Raw genomic sequence first — 24,835 nt, 5'->3', positions numbered from 1 at the left:
GATTGAGAAAGGGCTGAGTCATAATTGTCCTATGAAAAAAAATTACAGGCTCTTGTTTTGTCGCGTTTAGCCCAAACATCTAGCCCAGAACCAAATTTTTTTGCTTAAAAATCGGGGATTCCAACGTTGACGAACAACTGAGGAATAGAACCTACTGTAACATCGGAATAGAGACCATGTTGAAAAATATTAACCCAACGCAAACTCAAGCGTGGAAAGCGTTAACAGCACATTTTGAATCTGCTCAAGATATGGATTTAACTGAGTTGTTCGCGAGCGATGCAGCACGCTTTGACAAGTTTTCTACTCGTTTTGGTAACGATCTTCTTATCGATTACTCGAAAAACCTAATCAACCAAGAAACGTTACAACATCTTTTTGCGCTAGCAAAAGAAACGGACCTTCAATCTGCGATTGAAGCGATGTTCAGTGGTGAAGCGATCAACCAGACTGAAGGTCGTGCAGTACTGCACACAGCTCTGCGTAACCGTTCAAACAAACCAGTCATGGTTGACGGTGAAGACGTAATGCCAGCAGTAAATGCGGTTCTTGAGAAAATCAAATCTTTCACTGAGCGCGTAATTGGCGGTGAGTGGAAAGGTTACACAGGCAAAGCAATCACAGATATCGTCAACATCGGTATCGGTGGTTCTGACCTTGGTCCTTACATGGTGACGGAAGCACTAGCGCCATACAAGAACCACCTAAATCTGCACTTTGTTTCAAACGTTGACGGTACTCACATCGTTGAAACATTGAAGAACGTAAATCCAGAAACGACCCTATTCTTGATCGCGTCTAAGACATTCACAACTCAAGAAACCATGACTAACGCGCACACAGCGCGTGACTGGTTCCTAGAGTCTGCTCAAGATCAAGCACACGTTGCTAAGCACTTTGCAGCACTTTCAACTAACGCGCCAGCGGTATCTGAGTTTGGTATCGACACAGATAACATGTTTGAATTCTGGGACTGGGTTGGTGGTCGCTACTCTCTATGGTCAGCAATCGGTCTTTCAATCGCTCTATCGGTAGGCTACGACAACTTTGTTGAGCTTTTAGATGGTGCGCACGAAATGGATAACCACTTCGTTGCAACGGATCTAGAAAGCAATATTCCTGTGATCTTGGCGCTAATCGGTATTTGGTACAACAACTTCCACGGCGCGGAAACTGAAGCGATCCTGCCTTACGATCAGTACATGCATCGTTTTGCTGCGTACTTCCAACAAGGTAACATGGAATCAAACGGTAAATACGTTGACCGTAACGGCAACGCAGTCACTTACCAAACCGGTCCAATTATTTGGGGTGAACCAGGTACAAACGGTCAGCACGCGTTCTACCAACTAATTCACCAAGGTACTAAGTTGATCCCTTGTGACTTTATTGCACCAGCAATCAGCCACAATCCAGCAGGCGATCATCACCAAAAACTGATGTCGAACTTCTTCGCACAAACAGAAGCTCTAGCATTTGGTAAAACAGCAGAAACAGTACTAGCTGAGTTTATTAAAGCGGGTAAAACAGAAGAAGAAGCAGCATCACTAGTACCATTCAAAGTATTTGAAGGTAACCGCCCAACGAACTCAATCCTAGTTAAGCAGATCACTCCGCGCACGCTAGGTAACTTGATTGCGATGTACGAGCACAAGATCTTCGTACAAGGTGTGATCCTAAATATCTTCAGCTTCGACCAATGGGGTGTAGAGCTAGGTAAACAACTAGCAAACCAAATCCTACCTGAGCTTGCTGATGAGTCTGCAATTGATTCTCACGATAGCTCAACTAATGGTTTGATCAATGCATTCAAAGCGTTCAAAGCGTAATAACCTGCATATTTGAAGCCGCAGCGTTGTTGACTGCAGCTTCAATTATTCGGTTATCTTTAGAAAACAAAAACGCCAGCAGTAACATGCTGGCGTTTTTTCTCAATTCTCAATTCCCGATTCTCAACTCTAGGTTTTAGGCTCTATCCGTAGCTCAGTAACGCTGAGCGTTCCCGCATCCCGAAGCAAAGCCTTGCTTTGCGTTCCGTCCTCAGCTTTCGCTTTGCGTTCCTACCTTCCGCTCACTAAACCGCATGATGAACGCTACTTTTTACTTCAGTTTGCACGCTGAATTTCTGCCCTAGCAGAGCCACCACTTGGTCGTAATACTGCATATTAGGCTTGTTACCCAGCAGCTTACACAGTTCATTCCCAGTTGGAGTAAAGCGGTAATACAGGAAGCGAACCCCTTTGCTGTGAGCTTGGAGTGACAGGTTTTTGCCTTGGTAGGTGAGTGGTAATGGGGATTCTAATTCGATTTCACCGGATTCAAGTTCGGTGCCGTGCATCAAGCCAAGTTCGAATAGTACTAACAAATTCGAGTACGGCAGTTGGAAACTACCGATGTTGATGTTGTTGGTAATGGTACGTTTACCAAAGCTGAACATTCCCCCTTGGGCGCGAAAACCGATTAACAGTTTGCGACTACTATCATGACCAAAACTACAAGCCAGTGAGGCGGCGCGTTGTAGAATTTGTGCTTCTTTTGGTGCCATGTCATGTAGGACTTTTAACGCTTTCATCGACGTGGAACCTGGATTGGTCACTTCACGTTTAAAGACTTGCGCCCAAAGTCTTTGCATCGAGGGATTATGAACTTCTTGAGCCATATCAAAGAAGCGGTATAACCAATCTTGATCGGGTTCACCGGCAGTCTCATCGCTACAAGAGGCATAGGCAAGTTTGAGGATTTGCTCGAGGTTCTTCTGCTGCTGTTCACGACGACGACGCTCTCTAAGCAATGCGCGTTCAAGCGCTGGCTTTTGTGGCGCTTCTTTTTGTAGCAGTGCATCTAAGCCATGTGCTTGGGCAATGTACAGCACGCGACTAGAACTGTCTTTGACGTAGCTGGACTTTTTCTCCTGGCGATTCTCTGCTTTCGCCTCGTGTTCAAGGGTGACAGGTTTGTGACTCTCAGACATAGGATTACCTTAACCAACAGTGAGTTATGACCAAGTCTTGCCATTTTGCTTGGGAACCTAACTGTACCTTTTTCATCGGAAGGCTACCAGTGAAACTAATGTGAGAGCACCCGGCAAAATTGACTATGCCAATTGATAATAATTTGTTAAAGTTGTTATCGGTATTTGTGAGGTGTTTATGAAGTTTTCGCTTGATAATAAACTAAGGAAGCACCTGTCAATCGCCTTGCTACTACTGGTTTACCTAGCAGTGCTAGTGTATCTGTCTAGATACCTAATATAACAAGGAAGATTAACAGGTTGTTAGTTTGTTAATTAATTATTAGTAGTCATCATATTCGGCAATTTCGGTTCCCTCGATAAGGTAAGCGGTTTCTGCCAGCTCATGATTGAGCGTTTCTGTTTTTAATGTGCCTATCACGTAGATCACATCCCAAAGTTGCTGTATTGGTGCGCCAGAAGGGAACTTTACGTAGATAATTTGGTTTGGCGGCGGCGGCGGTACATGGATACATGCGCCAAAGTACGGCACTAATAAAAATTCAGTAATCTTCTCGTCATCCCCTTCAAGTGGAATCACAAAGCCCGGGATTTTTACTTTGCTGCCATTGAGCTCTTGGCGCACGGTGCCAACTTTGGATTGCTGCATGGCACCACCAGAGTGGTCTGAGACCATTGGCATTCCCATCGCATCAAATTGGTTCCGCTCAGATTCGGGGATCAAATCGATCCAGTCTAAAGTTAAAGTATCTTCACTTACTACGGCAGTGAGGGGCAGGGCTAAGCTAAATAGCGAGCAAAGCAATACGATTATTTTCTTCATGGTTACACCTAATTACACACGTATCGTCATACCATCACTGAGAGATTGACGATAAGCTCGCAGCGCTGGGAAAATGCCAATCACTGTTCCGGCAAATTGCACCGCAGCGATTAATCCTAATTCATAATGTGAGAGCATCACTAACGGCAGTTGAATACCGTAGTTTTGTGTCACATAGGGACCGACTAGCGCCAGTATGCCGTAGAGTAGAGCGATCCCCAGTAATATACCGATAGAGGTTAATACGCTCGCTTCTAAGATTAGCAGGCTGAAGATATGTCGCGGTCTTGCCCCCATCGCACGTAGAATTGCCATCTCTCGACGTCTTTCCTGCAAGCTAGTCAGTAAGCTAGAGAGCATACCAAGTAAGCCCGCGACAACCACAAAACCCGAGACCACCATCAATGCTTGCTCTGCCACCGACATCATGCCCCATAATTCATGTAAAGCGACACCGGGTAAGATAGCGCTGAGTGGCTCCTGCGGATAGGTATTGATCTGGCGTTGTAGGGCAAAGGTCTGAATTCTCGACTTTAAGCCAATCAGCATCGCAGTGATCTGCTTGGGTTGAAAGTTATGTTGCTCGAGTTGCTCTGCCGTTGGGGTCGGACCAAGTCTTGCCCCCGATTCCCAACCGACATGAATGGCTTCAATCGCCTCTAAAGAGACATGCACGGTTTTATCCACCGGTGTACCGGTAGGTGCAAAGATGCCAACCACTTTAAATGGTAGGTTATCGTGACGGCTAAAGCCGACATCACTGATGCCATGAGCAATAATAATTTCGCTGCCTATCTCGTAACCGAGTTTCTTCGCTACATCTGCCCCAATCACGGTTTCAAATAACTGATTAAATGGACGACCTTGAGCGAGTTCAAGATGTTGTTTGCTGCCGTAGCGGTAGTGGTCAAAGTAGCTTTGGTTAGTGCCTAAAACTCGAAAACCTTTATGTGAATCACCAAGCGATAGGGGAATGGTCCAATCGACGGCGCGATGCTGGCTAAACTCCTCAAAGCTTTTCCAGTCGATGTTGTTGGTGGCATTACCAATTCGAAAGACAGAGTAAAGCAGCAAGTTCACTTGCCCCGAACGCCCGCCCACAATCAGATCGGTTCCGGAGATGGTATTGGCAAAACTGGTCTTAGCTTGGGTTCGGATACGCTCAACCCCTAGCAGTAGCACCAGTGATACGGCAACGGTAAGAATGGTTAAAAATGCGGTAAGACGTCGATTATTAACACTCTTCCAAGCTAGCATTAAGGTTGGGCTCATAGGTACTCCCCAGCTCGGTTAACTTGACGTAGGTCGAGGTTGCGATCAAATAGTGGCTCTAAAGTCGGATCGTGGCTGACAAACACCAATGTGGCATCGACTTGATTCGCTTGTTCTAGCAATAACTCAATAAACGCGCTGCGGTTATCATGATCCAATGATGATGTTGGTTCATCGGCAATGATCAAGGGCGGGTTGCCAATCAGCGCTCGAGCCGCAGCGACGCGCTGCTGTTGACCAATACTTAATTCAACCACAGGCTTGTGCAGCAAATTGGGGCTCAGATGCAGCTTAGTTAATAGTTCCACTGCACGCTGCTCTAAACTGCCGTTTACGCGTGCTAGGCGTTGCTTGGAGAAGCGGCAGGGTAGAGTGACATTTTCAATCACGCTCAAGTAAGGCAATAGATTGAACTGCTGAAAAATATAACCAATATTATCCGCGCGAAAACGGTCACGCTGACGGCTACTTAAACCGCTCAAGTTCTGTCCGAGTACGGTGACACTGCCGGTTTGGGTTTGGTTAATGCCGGTCAGCAAGCCAAGCAGAGTTGATTTGCCACAACCACTAGGTCCTTTGATAAATAAGTGTTCCCCACGATCCACTTGCAACTGATCAATCACTAGCGTTGGGTTAGCGTTATTGGACCAAGTGAACTGTACGTTGTGGAGATTGATCACCTGCTGAGAAGCGGTGTTATTCATTGAGTTTTCCAATCAAAAATCGATGACAAAAGAGCTTGGCAAACTTGCCAAGCTCATTAGCAATTACAGCTTAATCGTGCTGTTTTTTGCGTTTAGCTCTACCGCGGTTTGCGCGCTATCTGTCAGTACATTGGCATGTACTTTTTCTGTGCTTGGGAATAGGTTAAACCAAGCGGTATCAATCTGCTCTAACTTGCTGATATCGCCACATTGGTAGTGGTATTCGATGGTAAATTCACCGTGCCCACCTTTTTCATGATCATGTCCAGCGTGGTCATCATGTCCCTTATGCTCATCGTGTCCGTGATGATCATCATGGTCATGATGGTCAGCATGTTTTTCTTGATGTTGATGGTGGTCTTTATCACCATGATGGTCGTGGTCGTGGTGAGCGTGCTCATCTTCACCAAGTGTATGACTTACTGCCACATGCTCAACTTGACAGTTTGCCGCCGCTGAAATTGATAGCACGTCCGTCGCTTGGTTTAGTTTTGCCACCGCTTTCTCTAAGGCTTGTTTTTGGGCATCGTTTTCTGGCGCATGCTCAAAGCCAACCACATCAGCACCTGGCGCGGTGATCTCTACCAGTAACTCATTGCCATCTTGAGCAATATTAAATTCTACTTCGCCGTGTACATGCGCATCATGTTGACGGAATCCATCTTCAGCGATAGCTGAATGAGCAAAAACTAATCCAAGAGCGAGTGCAACGGGAGAAAACTTGTTCATCATATATTCCTAGAACTTATCAAAATATGTAGTGATGCCCACAAAATGGTTGTGAGCGTTCGCGTTACCGATGTGTTTTATTGGTAGCGCAGAATAAATCTGTTTTATTTAGATAAGCTTAGGCGGTGCGCGAGCAATTTGCGCGATCACCGAAGCCTCAAGGTATTGATATACAGCAAGCGAAGGTGGAGGTTCGGTGGAGAGATTGAGAAGGTGCGCTTGTGCGCTTGATTTGGCGCCATGCACTACGCTTGCAAACAGCTGGCAGTGATGGTGCTCATGATGTGAGATATCCAAATCCAGTTGATGATGAATCACCGCTAAGTTTGTCCATAGCAGTAGCATGACTGTACAAAGTACAACCATTAGCTTGCGTAGCGACAATAAACCAAAGCGAGGTAACACAGTCATTAACCAAATAAAAAAACGGAGTTGTTATACTATAACAACTCCGTTTGTAAACGTCAGGATAAATTTAATTCCTTACAAGTTTTGTGTAATTAGCTCAAGAACTTGCTGGATTTCAGCGGGTGAAAGCTGCCCCTCTTTAACAAACAACACTTTGCCCTGTTTGTCTTGCACCACAATCGCTGATGATTCAGGTTGTAGCTGCCAGCTATTGGCGACGATGCCGTTCTCATCGAGCACCATAGAAGACCATGGGAACTCCATTTTGCTGTCTTCGGCGGATGATTTAACAAATGAGCCCGTGCCCCACATCGCATCATCTTGGTTGATGATGGTGGTGGTTTGGTAGCTTTCCGCTGGGAATTTTGCCGCGGTAATTGCCGTCATCAAAGGCGCGTTCATCTCTTTTGAGCTGCTGCGACCGGCAATGGCTTGTACCACTCGTACCTTGCCAAGCATATTGTTGCTATTCCATGCCTGATAAATCGTCTCTTTACCATCGACTAAAATTTCACCATGGTTGGCGATCGCGACATTAGGTGTGGTTTGACCAACCGTCAAATTGTGTGCAAAGGCGAACATTGGAGAGCATGCCATAGCCAGCGCAAGTAGAGTTTTGTTTGTCATTATTTTCTTCCTGTTTTAGTCATGCTAAATGCGTAGACAAACTAAAGTATATACTCAAATCTTGATTTCACTAGCCAGACCATAGTCGACTATGATTGCGGTGGAAAACAGATGCCAGTACCGCCCAAGCCACAGTAACCATTCGGGTTTTTGGCTAAATATTGCTGGTGGTAGTTCTCGGCATAATAGTAGTTTCCAGCCAAAGCTATCTCTGTGGTAATCCCCGTGTCGCCAAGTAATGTTTGATATTCAGCTTGGCTTTGTAGCGCAAGCTCGAGTTGGCTTTGCTCATAGACATAAATCACCGAACGATATTGAGTGCCCCGGTCATTGCCTTGGCGCATACCTTGGGTTGGATCATGACGTTCCCAAAATTTGTGCAACAGGCTTTGTAGTGTGAGGTGACGGGTATCAAACACGACGCGAACTACTTCGGCATGCCCGGTTTGTCCGCTGCATACTTCTTCATAGCTTGGGTTGGGTGTATAACCGCCAGCGTACCCTACCGAGGTACTGACCACCCCTTCCATCTGCCAGAAAAGGCGCTCAGCTCCCCAGAAACAACCCATACCAAATAAGATCTGCTGTTGGTGCTCGGTGAGTGGCGCTTTAATTGGTGAACCGTTAACAAAATGGGTTTGGTCAATCACCATTTCTTCGCTGCGTCCAGGCAGCGCTAGCTCAGGTGTCACAAGGGTTTGTTTATCTAACATACGACTTTCCTTACTCTAATTCTTATAAACAAGACCGGGAAATTAACGTTTTTCCTACAGACGAATTTAATAACTCACGTTATCATTTACTACAAACAATACGTAACAAAAGTGCCAAAAGTCCATGATTAAAAAGCCATTAGCTCTCGCCATCGCTCTGCTCTGTATTCCGACTACAGTGATGGCAAGTGGTGTGAAGCTATCGATTGAAGGCTTAAAAGGCAAAGTAGAAGAGAACGTCGAGGTCTATCTATCTTCGATTCCAGAGAAAGAGTATGACACTTCTCTGCGTTTTCAAGCGCGTTTAGAACGCAGCATTACTGAGGCACTTAACGCTTTAGGTTATTACCATCCTAAGTTTGATTTTCAGGTGTCAGATAAGGGTAACCAATTAACGGTTAAGGTAACCAAAGGGGAGCCAACCTTAATTGAGCAGTTGGATATCGTATTTGAAGGCGAAGCAAAGCAAGACAAAGATTTTGCTAACCTAGTTAAAAATAGCGGGTTGAAAGTCGGTAAGCGCCTTAATCATGGCGCTTACGATGCGCTGAAATCTGGCATTCGTAATCTCGCTTTGCAGAAAGGCTATTTTGATGGTGACTTTCAGCTTAGCCGTTTAGAAGTTGCGCCCGAATTAAATCAAGCCTACATCAAACTGCAGTATGACAGTGGTATTCGCTATCACTTTGGCGACACCATCATTACTGGCAGCCAAATTGAAGAAGATCGCGTTCATTCACTTGAGCCTTATGAGAAAGGTGAGCCCTACTTAGTTTCTCAAGTGGGGGAATACAACCAAAATCTCTCTAATACTGACTGGTTCTCTTCGGTATTTGTTGAGCCAGATTTGAGTATGCTCGGTGAAGGGCGTGAGCTACCAATCAAAGTCTCTCTCGCACCTCAAGCGCGTAATAAGTTGGAAACCGGTATTGGTTACTCCACCGATGTGGGGGTGCGAGGCTCGTTGAAATGGAAAAAACCTTGGGTGAACTCTCGAGGTCATAGTTTTGATAGTAGCTTTTCTCTGTCTAAACCCGAGCAAACCATCACGGCGGGCTATCGTATTCCATTGGAAGACGTCCTCAATGATTATTACCGTATTCAATATGGCATGAAGAATGTCGACAACCGTGATACCAAGAGTTTGGAATCCAATTTAGCCCTTGAGCGTCACTGGACGTTGGATAATGGTTGGCATCGAACGCTATTTATTCGTTACTTGCTCGAAAACTATGAGCAGGGTATTCAAGACGATAATGCTCAGTTCTTGCTACCTGGCATCTCGTTTAACCGCACTCGTGCGCGCGGTGGTGCGATGCCTTATTGGGGTGATAAGCAAACACTGACGGTCGAGTATGGCAACCCCAAAGCACTATCAGAAACAGAGGTGCTGCGTTTGATTGGTGGTATGTCGTGGATTCGCAGTGCCGGTGAAAACCATCGCGGCATTCTCCGTTTTGGTGGTGGTGCCAATATTGTTGATGACTTTGACAAGTTGTCGCCATCGCTGCGTTTCTTTGCTGGTGGTGATAACAATCTACGTGGTTATGGCTATGAATCCATCTCGCCACGCGATAGCAGTGGTGCGTTAACCGGTGCCAAGTTCGTTGCGGTGACTTCACTGGAATACAACTATCGTGTGGTCGGCAACTGGTGGGGCGCGATGTTCTACGATTATGGTGATGCTTTCAACGATAAGCCTGATTTTAAGCGTGGTGTCGGTGTTGGTATTCGCTGGGCATCACCGGTTGGTCCGGTTCGTTTAGATTTTGCTTGGGGTCTTGATGCCAACCCAGGTGATGAATTCCAATTGCACTTTACTTTAGGTCCTGAACTATGACCAAGATGGTATTAAAGTGGTCAAAGTGGCTATCTTTATCTCTATTGGGCTTGGTGTTAGCGATCATGCTGGCACTGAGCTTTCTACTGTTTACGCATTCTGGGCTTGGCGTGGTGCTTTCTACTGCCGAGCGATTTGTTCCACAACTCCAAGTTGGGGAATATCAAGGGGCAATTTTCCCTCGTTTCACATTAAAGCAAGTGCGCTACCAAGATGAACAATTGCATGTCGATACCTCGATTGACTCAGTGACGTTAGCGGTTCGTGCGGCATGTTTAACGGAGCCAAGCCTGTGTGTTGATGAGATAGCATTGCAAGGCGTTAAGTTTTCTTTAACTCAATTACCTGCCACGAGTGAAACCACGCAACCAGAACAGAGTTCGAGTGGTGCAATTACAACGCCAATCCCAATTCGCGTGAGTAAGATTTTGCTCGAAGATATTGAGCTGGATGTACTGGGTAATCATATCCAGTGGCGAGTTTTTGAGACCGGGTTGCTGTTTCAAGGTAACCGTTTAAAGGTAGATAAAACCTTACTTTACGATCCTTATATCAAACTCGCACCTACGGCGAATGATCCTGCGCCTCAAGCTGCATCAAACAACACTGAGCCTAGTGTGATTGTATTACCCGATGTTGAGCTACCACTGGCCATCGAGCTATCACGCTTGGATGTGAATAAATTTAAACTCGATCAAGCTTCTCCGGTGATCGTTAAGCACCTTGGTTTATCGGCGATTGCTGCCGGCTATGATGTGACGGTTTCGACTTTAGAGTTGGATATGCCGGAGGTGAAGGGCGATCTCAAGGGCAAAGTGACATTAAAGCAAGGCTATCCACTCGATCTGGATGTCAAAGCCACGCTTGGTATTGATCCTGTTAAAGGTCAGCAGGTGGAATTAAGTGCGGATGGCAGTGTTGAGAAGTTAGCGTTACAAGCCAAACTGCGCAAACTCATTACCGCAGATATCGAAGCGAATGTAGAGCCGTTAGATCCGGAGGTGCCATTTGCCATCACGGTCGATCAATTAAAAGCGCAGTGGCCATTGAGTGGCGCGGCAGATTACCAAGCGGATGTCACGAGTTTTAGTGGCAAAGGATCGTTGAAAGGTTATCAGGTCGCACTGCAAGGGAAGGCACAGGGCAAACAAATCCCAGATGTGGCGCTCGACTTGAAGGGTAAGGGTGATTTATCACAGCTGACCCTGACCGCTCTGAAGATAAACAGTTTGGGTGGCTCAGTGGCAGGGCAAGCGATGGTCAATTGGCAGGCGCCGTTAAATTGGTCCGCGGATCTCTCGCTCGATAATATTCAGCCCGGGCTGCAATGGCAGCAAGCAGAAGGCAATATTAGTGGCAAGTTAAGTACAACCGGTAGCTTAACCAAGCAAGGTGGTTGGCAAGTCTCACTACCGATGCTGGATATTGATGGTATTTTGCGTCAATACCCACTCAATATTATCGGTTCATTGGACGTCTCCGATCGCAAAGGGAAAGGCATTCTTTCATTGCAAACACCAAAATTGGTGCTGTCTCATGGTCCTAACTCGATTGAAGCGAACGGTATGTTAGAGCAGCAGTGGGACATGGATGTACGTCTCAACCTGCCTGAATTAGCCAAATCAGTCCCTGAGCTCAAAGGCAGTGCCATGGGCTCTATTCAGATGAGCGGTAAGTTGGCTGAACCACAAGTGATTGCCGATCTAACCGTGAATAAGATCGATTGGCGTGGCGAAGCGCAAGTTGATTCACTGTTACTTAAGGGGGATGTAACACCACTCCCAGCCCCCCATGGTAACGCTCAGTTAGTTGTGAAAGGCATCAATTATCAAGGCACGATAATTGATGATGTGACACTTGAGGCTTCGGGCACTGAGCAAGCCCATGAAGTCACCTTAGATGTGAATTCATCGCTGTTAACCACCAGTTTAGCACTGAGTGGCAATGTGATTACACAGCCAGAAGTTAAGTGGACAGGGCAATTACAGCGCATGGATCTGCGTAGTGAGCAAGGGGAATGGCGTCTTGAAGAAGCCACTCGTCTTGGCTTTGATATGGCGACGCAACAGGCATTTGTCGCTGCGCACTGTTGGCGACAGGACAGTTCAAATATTTGTTTAGATAAAGATATTCAAGTTGGCACCAGTGGGGAAGCTCAGCTTTCGATCAACCAGTTTAACTTTAAACAGTTGGCGATGTTCTTACCAGAAAATACCGAACTGGCAGGCTCACTTGATGGTTTAGTCTGGGCGAAATGGGCGCCGAATCAAGCACCAGAGCTTAACGCGTCAATCACCCTACCAAAAGGCTCGGTGACTCAACGTATAGAGCAGCCTTTGGTTTTCGGGTGGGACAGCGTCAAACTGAATACCACCATAGCCAATGGTCGACTTCAGGCTGATTGGGTGTTTGATATTACTGACAATGGCGATATCAGCGGTGAACTGACAATTCCTGATATTCAAGCGCAAGATAAACAGATCGATGGACGATTGGCGTTGGGGACGTTCAATTTAGATTTCCTCAATGTCTTAGTGGGAGAATATAGTCAGTTAAAGTCGAATATCGAAACCGACCTCAAAATTTCGGGACCGCTGCTTCATCCACGTGTGAATGGTCAGTTTAAGATCGACGATATGTTGCTTAAAGGCGACATTTCTCCGATTGAAGTTGATTCAGGTGGTTTGACGTTAAACTTTACCGGTTATGACGCAACCATTGATGCGGCACTACAAACCCCAGATGGTCAGCTAAAAGTGATCGGTGATGCCAATTGGCAAGATCTCAAAGATTGGCGCAGCCAAATGCGAGTGTATGCGGAAGAACTCAAGGTGGTGGTACCGCCGATGGTCAAGATCAAAGTGATCCCAGATATGACCATCTCCGCTTCACCCAAACATGCGCGTATTGATGGCAAGATAGCGTTGCCTTGGGGACGAATTGTGATTGATGAACTGCCACCAAGTGCGGTCAGTGTGTCAAAAGATCAAGTGATCGTCGATGCGCAAGGCAAGCCAATTAAAGAAGATACGACGGTTCCGTTTGATATCGAGACCAATATCAACATTAAGATTGGCGATGATTTCAAATTATCGGCATTTGGTTTGGAAGGTGGCTTAATCGGTGATCTTAATGTGACTCAGAAGAATAAAGGTCCATTTATTGTCGGTGAGGTGAATATCGAGGACGGTTCGTATAAGTCATTCGGTCAAGACTTGTTGATCACCGAAGGTAAGATCTTAATGAATGGTCCCGCCGATCAACCTTATGTACAAATTAAAGCGATTCGTAACCCGGATAATACTCAAGACGATGTTACTGCAGGGGTGCAAGTTACCGGTCCGGCGGATGATCCGCAACTGACGATTTTTTCCGATCCTGCCATGCCACAAGCTAATGCGCTTTCGTATCTATTGCGGGGGCAAGATATTGATGGTGAAGCGGGTGGTAACGCGATGACCACGACGTTGATTGGCTTGAGTCTAGCCAAAAGCGGTAAAGTGGTTGGCGAAATCGGTGAAGCTTTTGGGGTACAAGATCTCCAATTGGATACGGCAGGTTCTGGCGATGATTCGCAAGTCACCGTGAGTGGCTATGTTTTACCGGGCTTACAGGTGAAATATGGGGTGGGGATTTTTGACTCAGTGGGCGAATTCACTGTGCGTTATCGTTTGATGAAAGATCTCTACTTAGAAGCGGTTTCTGGCTTAGACAGTGCCGTGGACTTGCTTTACCAATTTGAATTCAATTAAAGAGGCTTGTTATGCAGCATCTGGTTTTTGTTTATGGCACGTTACGTCGTGGTGAGAGTAATCATCACTTTCTTTCTGCAGCTCAATTTCTGGGATTGCATGAAACTGCGGCAGAATATGCCATGTACGATTTAGGTGCTTATCCCGCAGTAATAAGTGGTCATCAATCTATTTTTGGGGAAGTCTATTTAATTGATAATGAAATATTAAATTCACTAGATAGATTAGAAGATGTTCCTGTTGAGTATCGTCGTGAATTAATTAACACGCCGTTCGGAGATGCATGGATATATATTTTCCAAGATGAAAAAAAATTAAATTCAATTATTTCCTCCGGTAATTGGGATCTGCGTCTATAATAAAATTGATTTATTCCCTTACACATAAGGAGATTTTATGAAGTGGAACGCGCTAGCACTAGTATTGGTATTATTTGGATGTTCATCTCAAGCGGTACCAACATTGGCTGACAATCCAGCAGCATGGCAGTCTTATGGTGAAGAAAGAGCAAAAGGTGGATATATCGTTCAGTCAGAGAGTAAACTTGATGCATTTTCTACGACCGGACAAGTTTCTCAAGCTCAATACCAAGCTTATTTAGCTGGATATGAATCAGGTAAAGCGGCCTACTGTAGTTTAGCGCCGAGTTATTTAGCGACGAAAGGTGAAATTTACCGTGGCATTTGTGATGATGTAGATCCGTTCTTCCGCGCTAAATTCTCGAAAGCTATCTAGTAGATCAAGCCTCATAAGCAAAAAGCCAGCGAAGAGCTGGCTTTTTATGATTTGAGCAAGCGGGTTATTTCTGTGCTCGCTCGTAAGACTCGAGGATTTCCTGACGTGCAGCCTCGGCATCCGCCCAACCATCCACTTTCACCCACTTGCCTGACTCAAGCTCTTTGTAACGCTCAAAAAAGTGTGTGATTTGTGCCTTAAGCAGTTCTGGAAGGTCGTCGACATCTTGGATGTGGTCGTACTCTTTAGAGAGCTTAGTATGTGGTACCGCGACAACTTTTGCATCTTCACCAGATTCATCGGTCATTTTCAATACGCCAACAGGACGACAGCGAATGACAGAGCCCGGCATTAGTGGATGAGGTGTTGGCACCAACACATCAACTGGGTCACCATCGAGTGATAGCGTATTATTTACATAGCCGTAGTTGCATGGGTAAAACATGGGTGCAGACATAAATCGGTCAACAAATACGGCGCCAGAGTCTTTATCTACTTCGTATTTAATTGGGTCTGCATTAGCAGGGATTTCTATTACTACATACAGATCATCAGGTAAAGATTTGCCTGCTGGTACGTCATTCAAGCTCATGCGAAATATCCTTATTTTTACTTGGTACACTTATTCAGTATGGTTGCTCGATAAAATATACGCTACTACCATAAAGCGAAATAGTATTTAATGTAAACATACTGTGATAAAAATCATTTAAAAAAGCGCCCTAGAGCGCTTTTATATCATTTTGATTTTATAATTCTGCAATATATATATGTAACGATATTTATTGCTCTTCGTTACGATATTTATCGATAAACTCTTCGACTTTGCTCACCATGTTTTTAGAACCGACAACAAATGGAACGCGTTGATGCAGTTCCGTTGGTTTAATGTCCATAATACGGTTAACACCATCGGACGCCGTGCCGCCTGCTTGCTCGACAATATAAGCCATTGGGTTGCACTCATAAAGTAAGCGCAATTTTCCATTTGGATGGCTCTGTGTACTTGGGTATAGGTAAACCCCACCTTTGAGTAAGTTACGGTGGAAGTCAGCCACGAGCGAACCTATGTAGCGTGAGGTATAAGGGCGATTGGTTGCGGTATCATTTTCTTGGCAGTACTTAATGTACTTTTTAATTCCCATTGGGAAGCGGATGTAATTGCCTTCGTTGATCGAATAAATCTGACCATCTTGAGGAATCATCATGTTTTCATGTGAAAGGCAGAAAGTGCCCAGTGAAGGGTCGTAAGTAAAGCCATTTACGCCGTTACCTGTAGTGTAAACCAGCATGGTTGAAGAGCCGTAGATGACATAACCAGCTGCCACTTGCTTATTACCCGGTTGCAAGAAATCTTCTTGGGTTGGTGGCGTACCAATCGGAGAGACACGACGGTAAATAGAGAAGATAGTGCCCACAGAAACATTAACATCAATGTTCGATGAACCATCAAGTGGATCCATCAGAACCACATATTTGGCGTTCTTGTTCAGCTCTTTATTAAACGCAACCGCTTCATCTTCTTCTTCACTTGCCACACCACATACTTGATCGCGCGCTTCCAATGCAGCTTTGAATTTCTCATTGGCGTACAGGTCGAGTTTTTGTTGCTCCTCACCTTGAACGTTTTCTGCGCCTACAGAGCCCGTAATGTCAGCAAGACCTGCTTTATTAATCTCTCGGTTCACGATTTTGGCAGCAAGTCGAATTGAAGCAAGTAACGAAGAAAGATCGCCACTTGCGTGCGGGAAGTCTGCTTGTTTCTCAACGATAAATTCGCCAAGGGTGCGCATTCCAGACATGATGTTTCCTTTTCAGTTTAGCTATTTGGGGGCTTAAAAATAGTGGGCTTTCTACCGAAGCCTCACTGGTCTACATAAGTGTAAGACCTAGATCTTTTTATGGGTACTAAAGTAACTGTCTGAGATCTCAATTTATTTAGATGCAAAAGGCGGATTTTTATTGATAGCTTTATTAAGATAATTGTTGCCGAAAGTGGCAGTTCAAGCGCAGTGAGAGCGATCAAAATGTTTCGCTTTTAGGCGCATTATCGCCATAATGAAGTGGTAATTTTTCGCGTAATACAAGGTTTAGTTTATGCATATTCATATCTTGGGGATCTGTGGCACCTTTATGGGTGGTGCGGCAATGTTAGCGCGCCAACTTGGGCATAAAGTGACCGGGAGTGACGCAAACGTTTACCCACCAATGAGTACAATGCTTGAATCTCAAGGTATTGAAATTATAGAAGGTTTCGATCCAAGTCAGCTTAACCCAGCGCCGGATCTCGTGGTGATTGGTAATGCGATGAGTCGCGGTAATCCATGTGTGGAATATGTACTAAATAATAACCTGCGTTACACCTCGGGACCGCAATGGTTACAAGAGTTTTTACTGCACGATCGCTGGGTATTAGCGGTGTCTGGTACCCATGGCAAAACCACGACTTCAAGCATGCTGGCTTGGGTATTAGAAGAGTGTGGTTATCAACCTGGCTTCTTGGTAGGCGGGGTGCTCGGTAACTTTGGTATTTCAGCTCGACTCGGCGAAAGTATGTTTTTTGTCGTCGAAGCCGACGAATATGACAGTGCTTTTTTTGATAAGCGTTCAAAGTTTGTTCATTACCACCCGCGCACCTTAGTGATGAATAACTTGGAGTTCGATCATGCCGACATTTTCGATGATCTTGAGGCGATTAAGCGTCAATTCCACCATCTAGTACGAACTGTGCCAGGTAATGGTCGCATTCTAGCACCAAGTAAAGATCAGTCACTTGCTGACGTACTAGCGCGTGGTTGCTGGAGCGAAAAAGAGTTTACCGGTGAGAATGGCGATTGGCGCGCAGAGAAGATCAAGAAAGATGGTTCTGAGTTCCGTGTCTATCTGCAAAATCAGCATGTCGGTACCGTTAACTGGGACTTGGTGGGCGATCACAATGTCGATAATGCTCTGATGGCAATTGCTGCGGCACGTCATGTTGGTGTTACACCAGATCTGGCTTGTGAAGCACTTGGTAAATTTATTAATACCAAGCGTCGTTTAGAGCTAAAAGGAGAGGTGAATGGCATCAAAGTTTATGATGATTTTGCTCATCATCCGACGGCGATTGAACTGACCAGTGGCGGTTTGCGTAACAAGGTCGGCACAGACAAGATTATTGCTGTGCTTGAGCCTCGCTCCGCCACCATGAAGCGCGGCGTTCACAAAGAAACTTTAGCGGCTTCTTTACACCATGCTGATGAAGTCTACCTCTATCAACCGGAGGGTATTGATTGGTCGGTACAAGAGATTGCAGAGCAATGCTCACAGCCTGCCTTCAGCAGCGCGGATATTGATCAATTGGTTGAGCAGATCGTGGCGAGCGCCAAACCAGGCGATCACATTTTAGTGATGAGTAACGGTGGCTTTGAAGGTATTCACGGTAAGCTTTTAGCCAAACTAGCGGAATAACAGTAAATGACTAAGCAAAACAGCAAAGCAATGACCCTCGCTTTTACTGGAGCTTCAGGCGCACCCTATGGGTTGCGTCTGCTTGAGTGCTTACTCGCGGCGGATTATCAGGTTTATCTGCTGATCTCATCGGCAGCACGTGTGGTGCTAGCCACAGAGCATGGTTTAAAACTACCCAGCGGTCCTGATGCGGCCAAACAAGCTTTGGTTGAACATCTCAATTGCGACCCAGAAAAATTGGTGGTGTGCGGCAAGGATGATTGGTTCTCGCCTGTCGCGTCAGGCTCTGCCGCACCGAAACAAATGGTGGTGTGCCCATGTTCGGCCGGCAGCGTTGCTGCGATCGCGCATGGTATGTCAGACAATTTGATTGAGCGTGCTGCGGATGTGGTGATGAAAGAGCGTGGTCAGTTATTGTTGGTGGTACGTGAAACGCCTTTTTCTACCTTGCATTTAGAAAATATGCATAAGTTATCGCAGATGGGCGTGACGATTATGCCAGCGGCGCCGGGTTTTTATCATCAACCGAAAACGATAGAAGACTTAATTGATTTTATGGTCGCTCGGATCTTGGATCATCTAGGCGTTGAGCAAGGGTTAGTTCCGCGATGGGGTTATGATCAACGTCCTTAGCCATTCTCTACCGCATTTGCTTGGTTACTCTATTTTATGTTGATTGATTGTAGCCATTGATAATCGGAATGATTACAATCCATCCGAAACTCATCGGGGAGCAAAGTGCTGAGCACTGGCTGAGATCGACTTTTGTCGGGACCCGTGACCTGAACCAGATAATGCTGGCGTAGGAATTGAGTCAGGATAATTGATGATTATGGATAATTAAGCCTCGACTTCAAACCTGTGCCGCTCAACCTTTGGAGAGCGAACAGTGAAAACCACTCTAACAGCCCTAGCCGTGGCTTGTGCTTCTTTTTCGGCGATTGCCGCAGATAATACACTGACTATCTACACCTATGACTCTTTTGCAGCCGATTGGGGACCAGCTCCGGCGGTTAAAAAAGCCTTTGAAGCGCAATGTGATGGCTGTGAAGTTAACTTTGTTGCTTTAGATGATGGTGTCTCAATTCTTAACCGTCTGCGTTTGGAAAACGGTAACAGCAAAGCGGATATCGTATTAGGTTTGGACAACAACCTAATGGCAGAAGCAAAGAAAACCGGCTTTTTGGCTGAGCACTCGGTAGATACCTCAAGCGTCACCATTCCAGGTGGTTGGCAAGATAAAACCTTTGTCCCTTATGACTTTAGCTACTTCGCCTTTGTCTACAACACTGAGAAACTGACCAATCCACCGACCAGCCTGAAAGAGTTGGTTGAGCAGCGCGATGATCTAAAAGTCATCTACCAAGATCCGCGTACCTCAACACCGGGACAAGGCTTTATGTTGTGGATGAAGTCAGTCTATGGTGATGATGTTGCTGCGGCGTGGCAGAAAGTCGCGAAGAAAACGGTAACCGTAACCAAAGGTTGGTCAGAAGCGTATTCTATGTTCCTCGAGGGGGAAGCTGACATGGTGTTGTCATACACAACCTCACCGGCCTATCACATTATTGCCGAGCAAGATAAGCGTTTTGCTGCGGCTAATTTCTCTGAAGGTCATTACACCCAAGTTGAAGTGGCAGCGAAAGTGAAAGGCTCGCAAAACCCAGAGCTAGCCGACCAATTCATGCAGTTTATTCTGAGCGAAGGATTCCAATCGGCAATGCCAACCGGCAACTGGATGTATCCGGTTACTGATATCAAGTTGCCGCAAGGGTATGAAGCTTTGACTGTGCCAGCTAAGGCACTCAGCTTTACTTCTGATGAAGTTGCTGCGCAGCGTAAAGCCTGGATTCGCGAATGGCAAAGTGCATTGACTCGATAGGATGATTGTTTGAATCGTACGCCTAAAATCGGGCTGGTGGTCGCGGTGCTTATCGCGACCTTTGTTTTTTCAGCCCTTGCTGCCTTGTTTCACGCAGCACCCTCACTTAATGTTCTTTCGGTATGGCAAGATCCGTACTACCGTCATGTAACACAATTTAGCTTCTATCAATCGTTTCTTTCAACGCTGCTCAGCGTTGGCTTTGCTTTGCCAGTTGCTCATGCGCTGTCTAAACGCGATTTTAAAGGTAAATCGCTGTTGCTAAGGCTGTTCAGTTCAACCTTGGTTTTGCCTGTTTTAGTTGGGGTTTTTGGCCTGCTGGCGATTTATGGTAATTCGGGGTTGTTCGCCGATCTATTTGCCTATTTCGGTGGTGAGTTGCCGTTCTCTATCTATGGACTAAACGGCATTTTACTCGCGCACGCATTCTTTAATTTGCCTTACGCTGCCCGTCTTTTGTTACAGGCTTTGGAGTCGATTCCACAAGAGCAGCATAAGCTGTGCGCGCATCTTGGTATGAGCCAATGGCAGAAATTTAAGTGGGTAGAGTGGCCGCGCTTGCGTCAACAACTGCCTCATGTCTCTGGTTTAGTGTTTATGTTGTGCTTTACCAGTTTTGCCACTGTGATGGCGCTGGGAGGTGGTCCCAAGTCAACGACGATTGAATTGGCTATCTACCAAGCGATCAAGTTTGATTTTGACCTGCAAGCTGGCGCATTGTTGGCAATTTGGCAGATGCTGCTGTGTGGTGTGTTAGCTCTGACTATTCAAAGATTAGCTAAGCCAGTTGCAGTCAGTAGTGGCTCGACAACCCGTCAGCGTTATTTGGTCAATGACACTCTGAAATGGCGACTTTGGGATGGCGCTTGGATTGCGATGGCGAGCCTGCTGGTGGTGCCGCCGCTGTTAGTGGTGATCATCAGTGGTTTGAACTCACAGCTATTTAGCGTACTGACCGATGCTCGTTTTTGGCAAGCATTGCTGGCTTCCCTACAAGTGGCTGTAGTGGCGAGTGTGATTGCACTGTCTGCAGGTCTTGCGGTATTGACCACCAGTCGCCGTTTACGTCTCAATCACAAGGCGCGCCGAGCTGATCAGATTGAGTTACTCGGGACGATCATTTTAGTCACGCCCGGCTTGGTGATCTCTACGGGGCTGTTCTTACTACTGCGCAACGTTACTGACGTGTTCAGTATGGCGTTTTTTATTGTTGTTGCGGTCAATGCTTTAATGGGTTTGCCTTATGTGGTGAAAACGCTCTCGCAGCCGATGTTGCAGATTGAGCAGCAATACCAATACCTAGCCGCAAGTTTGGGGCTAAAAGGCTGGCAACGCTTTAAAGTGGTGGAATGGCGCGGATTGAAGAAGCCAATGGCGCATGCTTTTGCGATCAGTTTTATGTTGGCGATTGGTGATCTTGGCGCGATTGCCTTATTTGGCGGACAAGAGTTTCGCACGCTACCTCTGTATCTATTCCAACTGCTAGGCAGCTATCAAATGGAAGCGGCAGGGGTGGTTTCGTTGACCCTGCTGATATTGAGTGTGGTCTGTTTTACCTTGATAGAAAAACTGTTTAAAACAGAGACAAAGGTTAACCATGATAAACGTTAAGCAAGTTCACTATACCTATCATAATCAACCATTCGATTTCGACTTGCAGATAGCGCCTGGCTCGATTTGTGCTCTGATGGGACCAAGTGGTGCGGGTAAGTCGACGCTGTTGGCATTAATAGCGGGTTTCATCGAACCACTGAGTGGCGACATCATTGCTGCCGGCGACTCGCTGATAGGTAAAGCGCCACACCAAAGACCCGTCGCGATGTTGTTTCAAGAGCACAACTTGTTTGCTCATTTGAGCGTTCGAGAAAATATCGGTTTAGGTTTGCACCCAGGTTTGAAACTGACGGATGAGCAACAGCAGCAAGTGGCGTTGGCAGCGCAACAAGTGGGGGTGGGTGAGTTTCTTGACCGCCTACCAGAGCAACTCTCAGGTGGACAACGTCAACGAGTCGCCTTGGCGCGCTGTTTTGTTCAGCCACATCCGATTTGGCTACTGGATGAACCTTTCTCTGCGCTTGATCCGCTGTTGCGAGAAGAAATGTTGAATTTGGTAATGCGTTTAGCCAATGAACGCAATCTAACCGTGGTGATGGTGACGCACCATGTTAGTGATGCGCGTTCAATTGCGACGGATTTTGCCTTTATCACGGATGGCAAAATTAGTGTTGCCGAGAAGATCAATCAGCTAAGTGCTGAGCACGCAAACCCTGAGCTAGCAGCGTTTGTTAAAGCGGGACATTGATCGGGTGATAGCAGATTCTAAAAATAAAAAAGGTTGCCGCATTGGCAACCTTTTGACTATTTCGAACAGCGTTAACTCGAGTTAGAACTCTTCGTCATTCAGCTCTTTGATGATTTGGAAAATTTCACGGTACGCCTTTGGTGGCTTGTTCGATGATTTTTCTTTTGCTGCTTGACGAGCTAGCTGGCGTAGACGTTGACGGTCTGCCGCTGGGTAAAGCTCCATCACTTCGTCAATTGCTGCGTCGCCTTGCTCAACAACACGATCACGCAGTTGCTCAAGCTTGTGCAGTACCGCCGTGTTTTGTGAGTGCTTGTTACGAATCTTATCCAGTGCTGCTTGAATTGGTTCTGGATCTTCGTAACGCATCAATTTACCAATGCGTTGCAATTGACGACGACGCGCTTCGTTTTTAAAACGTTGTGCATCTTGAATCGCTTCCGCTAGCTCTTCGCTCAATGGGAATTTTTTCAGCGTAGAAGGTTTTAGACCAACCAGCTCTTCGCCTAGTTTTTGCAACTCTTCCATATCGCGTTTCATCTCGGATTTACTAACCCAGATGATCTCTTCTTCCGGTTCCCATGGCGCTTTTTGATTTTTACGTGCCATCTGTTTTGCCTTATTTGACTATCTATTCCTCTATTTTAACAAGAATCGTGGGGAGAAAGCGAAATTCTTGTTATCCTAGAAGCAATACTCACCAATATTTAGATGAAATATGGACGTAAAAGAGCAAGTCGCTCAGCAACGTGCTGAGCTAGAAGCTGCAGTCGCGAAAGCGCTGGAGATGGCAGCAGTCAAAGCTGATGCCGCAGAAGTTGCCATTACTAAGTCAACCGGCTTAAGTGTTTCCACTCGTATGTGCGACGTGGAAAACGTGGAATTCAATAGCGATGGTGCGCTGGGTATTACTGTTTACCGTGGTCAACGTAAAGGCAGTGCATCAACTTCTGATTTGAGTGAGAAGGCGATTCAGCAAACGGTATTAGCCGCGTTAGATATCGCACAATACACTTCTGAAGATCCTTGTGCGGGTCCGGCACCAAAAGAATTGATGGTGCAAGAGATCCCCGATCTTGACTTGTTCCACCCTGACACGCCAGATCCTGATTACGCAGCGCAAGTGGCGATTGCCGCAGAAGAGCGCGCATTGGCGTTTAGCAGCAAAATCAAGCAGAGTGATGGTGCGAGCTACGATAGCCATTACGGCGTGAAAGTATATGGTAACAGCCATGGCTTACTGGCGAGTTATGCTAGCAGCCGTCACAGCACCAGTTGTTGTGTGATTGGTCAAGGTGCCAATGGTGAAATGGAGCGTGATTACAGCTATACCGTTGCGCGTCATAAAGATGATTTATGGGCACCAGAGCAAGTTGGTGCGCAAGCCGCTGAGAAAACGGTAAGTCGCTTAGACGCGAAGCGTCTTGCTACCGGTAAATACCCAGTGATGTTTGCTGCTGATGTGGCTACAGGGCTGTTAGGTCACTTAGTGATGGCGATCAGCGGTGGTAACCTCTACCGTAAATCTTCGTTCCTGCTTGACCACCTGGGTGAACAGATTCTGCCAAGTTGGTTTAATCTTTCTGAGCGTCCGCATGTCTTACGTGGTCTAGCGTCTAGCCCATTTGACAGTGAAGGTGTCTACACCCGTGATACGGAAATTATCACTGATGGTGTATTGGCAACCTACCTGCTAACCAGTTACGCGGCGCGTAAGATGAAAATGACCCCAACGGGTCATGCTGGTGGTATCCATAACTGTTACGTGCAATCAACCGGTCAGAACTTCGAGCAGATGCTCAAAGAACTGGGTACGGGCTTGCTAGTGACAGAAGTCATGGGACAGGGCGTTAACGTGGTAACGGGTGATTACTCACGCGGTGCTGCGGGCTTCTGGGTTGAAAACGGTCAGATCCAATACCCAGTGTCTGAAATTACCATTGCGGGTAATTTGAAAGATATGTATCAGCAGATTGTCGCGGTTGGCAGTGATGTCGAAACGCGTTCACAGATCCAAACCGGTTCTATCCTGCTAGAAACCATGAAGGTAGCAGGCGAGTAATCGCACTCAATTTGAAACGAAAAATCCCAAGCTCAGGCTTGGGATTTTTGTTTTCAGCAAATGCTCACTGAGCAGGGCGATTATTCACCCCACTGGGCTTCAAACCAACTTTCTAAAATTACCACGGCAGATTGGCAGTCGATATTGCCTTTCGAGAGTGCTTTGTAGCCACCCATTGAAAACAGCTCTGCACGCGCTTCTGCGGTGGATAGACGTTCATCATGCAACTCGACAGGTAAGCCGTAACGACCTTGTAGGCGCTTAGCGAATTTCTTCGCACGTGGCGTGATGGTCTCTAAGTCTTTACCGTGCAAATCGGTAGGTAGACCAACGACAAGTAGGTTGGGTTGCCACTCTTTGATCTGCTTTTCAATATCATCCCAGTTGGGGATGCCGTCATTGGCTTTGAAGGCTTTAAGTGGTGAAGCGGTGCCAGTGATCTCCTGACCAATTGCACTGCCAATGCTCTTGGTGCCAAAGTCGAAAGCCATGATGGTTCTGTCAGACATAGTTTACTTCTAATTAATATTTAAAGGAGTGAATTGCGAGTATTTATCGGCGCAAC

Annotated in this window: 23 protein-coding genes and 1 riboswitch; of the genes, 11 read left to right on the top strand and 12 right to left on the bottom strand. The window is 46.2% G+C overall.

All coding sequences use genetic code 11. The features are described from left to right. Positions 1-176 precede the first annotated feature (176 nt). Positions 177-1,829: a glucose-6-phosphate isomerase gene (gene pgi / locus GZN30_RS11440; protein WP_075652518.1), complete on the top strand. Its 1,653-nt coding sequence runs from the start codon at positions 177-179 to the stop codon at positions 1,827-1,829. Between the two features lie 245 nt (positions 1,830-2,074). Here the strand turns inward: pgi and GZN30_RS11435 are convergent, their stop codons facing one another. The 8 genes from GZN30_RS11435 to msrA form a co-directional block, all read right to left on the bottom strand. Beyond that, on the bottom strand, positions 2,075-2,971 hold the full coding sequence (locus GZN30_RS11435; protein ID WP_075652519.1) for a TIGR03899 family protein: 897 nt from the start codon (positions 2,969-2,971) through the stop codon (positions 2,075-2,077). 322 nt (positions 2,972-3,293) lie between these two features. Further along, positions 3,294-3,794, bottom strand: a complete 501-nt coding sequence (locus GZN30_RS11430; protein ID WP_075652520.1) for a DUF3299 domain-containing protein — start codon at positions 3,792-3,794, stop codon at positions 3,294-3,296. Positions 3,795-3,806: 12 nt separating this feature from the next. Beyond that, complete coding sequence (locus tag GZN30_RS11425; RefSeq protein ID WP_075652521.1) at positions 3,807-5,066, bottom strand: ABC transporter permease; 1,260 nt, start codon at positions 5,064-5,066, stop codon at positions 3,807-3,809. Further along, positions 5,063-5,770 (bottom strand): ABC transporter ATP-binding protein, encoded by a 708-nt coding sequence (locus GZN30_RS11420; RefSeq protein ID WP_075652522.1) that lies wholly within the window; start codon positions 5,768-5,770, stop codon positions 5,063-5,065. The genes GZN30_RS11425 and GZN30_RS11420 overlap by 4 nt, the downstream gene beginning before the upstream one ends. A 63-nt stretch (positions 5,771-5,833) precedes the next feature. After that, entirely contained in the window at positions 5,834-6,499 is a 666-nt protein-coding gene (gene zrgA / locus GZN30_RS11415; RefSeq protein ID WP_161987049.1) for a zinc uptake protein ZrgA, read from the bottom strand. A gap of 108 nt (positions 6,500-6,607) precedes the next feature. Next, positions 6,608-6,910: a DUF2607 family protein gene (locus tag GZN30_RS11410; RefSeq protein WP_075649620.1), complete on the bottom strand. Its 303-nt coding sequence runs from the start codon at positions 6,908-6,910 to the stop codon at positions 6,608-6,610. Between the two features lie 72 nt (positions 6,911-6,982). Further along, positions 6,983-7,534, bottom strand: coding sequence for a YtfJ family protein (locus GZN30_RS11405; RefSeq protein ID WP_075649619.1), 552 nt, complete (start codon positions 7,532-7,534; stop codon positions 6,983-6,985). 89 nt (positions 7,535-7,623) lie between these two features. Further along, entirely contained in the window at positions 7,624-8,247 is a 624-nt protein-coding gene (gene msrA, locus GZN30_RS11400; protein WP_075649618.1) for a peptide-methionine (S)-S-oxide reductase MsrA, read from the bottom strand. A gap of 124 nt (positions 8,248-8,371) precedes the next feature. On the opposite strand from msrA, the gene tamA reads away from it, so the two are divergent. Genes tamA through GZN30_RS11380 form a run of 4 tightly spaced genes read left to right on the top strand, consistent with a single transcriptional unit; the run spans position 8,372 to position 14,574 of the window. Beyond that, entirely contained in the window at positions 8,372-10,087 is a 1,716-nt protein-coding gene (gene tamA / locus GZN30_RS11395; RefSeq protein ID WP_075649617.1) for an autotransporter assembly complex protein TamA, read from the top strand. Continuing rightward, positions 10,084-13,839 (top strand): autotransporter assembly complex protein TamB, encoded by a 3,756-nt coding sequence (gene tamB / locus GZN30_RS11390; protein ID WP_075649616.1) that lies wholly within the window; start codon positions 10,084-10,086, stop codon positions 13,837-13,839. The genes tamA and tamB overlap by 4 nt, the downstream gene beginning before the upstream one ends. Positions 13,840-13,850: 11 nt before the next feature. Continuing rightward, positions 13,851-14,198: a gamma-glutamylcyclotransferase family protein gene (locus tag GZN30_RS11385; RefSeq protein ID WP_075649615.1), complete on the top strand. Its 348-nt coding sequence runs from the start codon at positions 13,851-13,853 to the stop codon at positions 14,196-14,198. 37 nt (positions 14,199-14,235) lie between these two features. Then, positions 14,236-14,574 (top strand): DUF2799 domain-containing protein, encoded by a 339-nt coding sequence (locus tag GZN30_RS11380; RefSeq protein WP_075649614.1) that lies wholly within the window; start codon positions 14,236-14,238, stop codon positions 14,572-14,574. Between the two features lie 64 nt (positions 14,575-14,638). Here GZN30_RS11380 and ppa read toward each other — a convergent pair whose 3' ends face one another. Beyond that, positions 14,639-15,166, bottom strand: coding sequence for an inorganic diphosphatase (gene ppa, locus GZN30_RS11375; protein ID WP_075649613.1), 528 nt, complete (start codon positions 15,164-15,166; stop codon positions 14,639-14,641). A gap of 190 nt (positions 15,167-15,356) precedes the next feature. Further along, on the bottom strand, positions 15,357-16,376 hold the full coding sequence (gene fbp, locus GZN30_RS11370; protein ID WP_075649612.1) for a class 1 fructose-bisphosphatase: 1,020 nt from the start codon (positions 16,374-16,376) through the stop codon (positions 15,357-15,359). Positions 16,377-16,671: 295 nt separating this feature from the next. Between fbp and mpl the strand changes: the two genes are divergently transcribed. The 5 genes from mpl to thiQ all read left to right on the top strand — a co-directional run bounded on the left by mpl (position 16,672) and on the right by thiQ (position 22,208). Continuing rightward, on the top strand, positions 16,672-18,024 hold the full coding sequence (gene mpl, locus GZN30_RS11365) for a UDP-N-acetylmuramate:L-alanyl-gamma-D-glutamyl-meso-diaminopimelate ligase (RefSeq protein WP_075649611.1): 1,353 nt from the start codon (positions 16,672-16,674) through the stop codon (positions 18,022-18,024). Between the two features lie 6 nt (positions 18,025-18,030). Then, the gene (locus GZN30_RS11360) at positions 18,031-18,657 is read left to right on the top strand and encodes a flavin prenyltransferase UbiX (RefSeq protein ID WP_075649610.1); all 627 of its coding nucleotides are present in this window, start codon (positions 18,031-18,033) and stop codon (positions 18,655-18,657) included. An 84-nt stretch (positions 18,658-18,741) separates the two neighbouring features. Continuing rightward, positions 18,742-18,850, top strand: a riboswitch (TPP riboswitch). Positions 18,851-18,913: 63 nt separating this feature from the next. Further along, entirely contained in the window at positions 18,914-19,906 is a 993-nt protein-coding gene (gene thiB / locus GZN30_RS11355) for a thiamine ABC transporter substrate binding subunit (protein WP_075649609.1), read from the top strand. A 9-nt stretch (positions 19,907-19,915) separates the two neighbouring features. Beyond that, positions 19,916-21,517 carry a thiamine/thiamine pyrophosphate ABC transporter permease ThiP gene (gene thiP / locus GZN30_RS11350; protein WP_075649608.1) on the top strand — a complete coding sequence of 534 codons (1,602 nt, stop codon included), beginning with the start codon at positions 19,916-19,918 and terminating at the stop codon, positions 21,515-21,517. Continuing rightward, complete coding sequence (thiQ, locus tag GZN30_RS11345) at positions 21,504-22,208, top strand: thiamine ABC transporter ATP-binding protein (RefSeq protein ID WP_161987048.1); 705 nt, start codon at positions 21,504-21,506, stop codon at positions 22,206-22,208. The genes thiP and thiQ overlap by 14 nt, the downstream gene beginning before the upstream one ends. Before the next feature lie 81 nt (positions 22,209-22,289). On the opposite strand, the gene yjgA is transcribed toward thiQ, so the two are convergent. Then, entirely contained in the window at positions 22,290-22,817 is a 528-nt protein-coding gene (gene yjgA, locus GZN30_RS11340; RefSeq protein WP_075649606.1) for a ribosome biogenesis factor YjgA, read from the bottom strand. A gap of 109 nt (positions 22,818-22,926) precedes the next feature. Between yjgA and pmbA the strand changes: the two genes are divergently transcribed. Then, a complete protein-coding gene (gene pmbA / locus GZN30_RS11335) occupies positions 22,927-24,270 on the top strand; it encodes a metalloprotease PmbA (RefSeq protein ID WP_075649605.1) in 1,344 nt (447 codons plus the stop codon). Positions 24,271-24,350: 80 nt separating this feature from the next. On the opposite strand, the gene ruvX is transcribed toward pmbA, so the two are convergent. After that, entirely contained in the window at positions 24,351-24,779 is a 429-nt protein-coding gene (gene ruvX, locus GZN30_RS11330) for a Holliday junction resolvase RuvX (protein ID WP_075649604.1), read from the bottom strand. Positions 24,780-24,835 lie beyond the last annotated feature (56 nt).

Source organism: Vibrio ponticus (assembly GCF_009938225.1).
GTDB lineage: Bacteria > Pseudomonadota > Gammaproteobacteria > Enterobacterales > Vibrionaceae > Vibrio > Vibrio ponticus.
The sequence above is the reverse complement of the archived record's forward strand: the minus strand, read 5'-3'. Positions and strand labels throughout refer to the sequence as shown.

Coding starts and splice junctions, on each gene's coding strand:
- tamB (WP_075649616.1), top strand. CDS start 10,084: ATGACCAAGATGGTATTAAAGTGGTCAAAGTGGCTATCTTTATCTCTA.
- pmbA (WP_075649605.1), top strand. CDS start 22,927: ATGGACGTAAAAGAGCAAGTCGCTCAGCAACGTGCTGAGCTAGAAGCT.
- GZN30_RS11360 (WP_075649610.1), top strand. CDS start 18,031: ATGACTAAGCAAAACAGCAAAGCAATGACCCTCGCTTTTACTGGAGCT.
- fbp (WP_075649612.1), bottom strand. CDS start 16,376: ATGTCTGGAATGCGCACCCTTGGCGAATTTATCGTTGAGAAACAAGCA.
- GZN30_RS11430 (WP_075652520.1), bottom strand. CDS start 3,794: ATGAAGAAAATAATCGTATTGCTTTGCTCGCTATTTAGCTTAGCCCTG.
- tamA (WP_075649617.1), top strand. CDS start 8,372: ATGATTAAAAAGCCATTAGCTCTCGCCATCGCTCTGCTCTGTATTCCG.
- GZN30_RS11410 (WP_075649620.1), bottom strand. CDS start 6,910: ATGACTGTGTTACCTCGCTTTGGTTTATTGTCGCTACGCAAGCTAATG.
- GZN30_RS11420 (WP_075652522.1), bottom strand. CDS start 5,770: ATGAATAACACCGCTTCTCAGCAGGTGATCAATCTCCACAACGTACAG.
- pgi (WP_075652518.1), top strand. CDS start 177: ATGTTGAAAAATATTAACCCAACGCAAACTCAAGCGTGGAAAGCGTTA.
- msrA (WP_075649618.1), bottom strand. CDS start 8,247: ATGTTAGATAAACAAACCCTTGTGACACCTGAGCTAGCGCTGCCTGGA.
- zrgA (WP_161987049.1), bottom strand. CDS start 6,499: ATGAACAAGTTTTCTCCCGTTGCACTCGCTCTTGGATTAGTTTTTGCT.
- GZN30_RS11435 (WP_075652519.1), bottom strand. CDS start 2,971: ATGTCTGAGAGTCACAAACCTGTCACCCTTGAACACGAGGCGAAAGCA.
- GZN30_RS11380 (WP_075649614.1), top strand. CDS start 14,236: ATGAAGTGGAACGCGCTAGCACTAGTATTGGTATTATTTGGATGTTCA.
- ppa (WP_075649613.1), bottom strand. CDS start 15,166: ATGAGCTTGAATGACGTACCAGCAGGCAAATCTTTACCTGATGATCTG.
- yjgA (WP_075649606.1), bottom strand. CDS start 22,817: ATGGCACGTAAAAATCAAAAAGCGCCATGGGAACCGGAAGAAGAGATC.
- mpl (WP_075649611.1), top strand. CDS start 16,672: ATGCATATTCATATCTTGGGGATCTGTGGCACCTTTATGGGTGGTGCG.
- GZN30_RS11385 (WP_075649615.1), top strand. CDS start 13,851: ATGCAGCATCTGGTTTTTGTTTATGGCACGTTACGTCGTGGTGAGAGT.
- thiQ (WP_161987048.1), top strand. CDS start 21,504: ATGATAAACGTTAAGCAAGTTCACTATACCTATCATAATCAACCATTC.
- ruvX (WP_075649604.1), bottom strand. CDS start 24,779: ATGTCTGACAGAACCATCATGGCTTTCGACTTTGGCACCAAGAGCATT.
- GZN30_RS11425 (WP_075652521.1), bottom strand. CDS start 5,066: ATGAGCCCAACCTTAATGCTAGCTTGGAAGAGTGTTAATAATCGACGT.
- GZN30_RS11405 (WP_075649619.1), bottom strand. CDS start 7,534: ATGACAAACAAAACTCTACTTGCGCTGGCTATGGCATGCTCTCCAATG.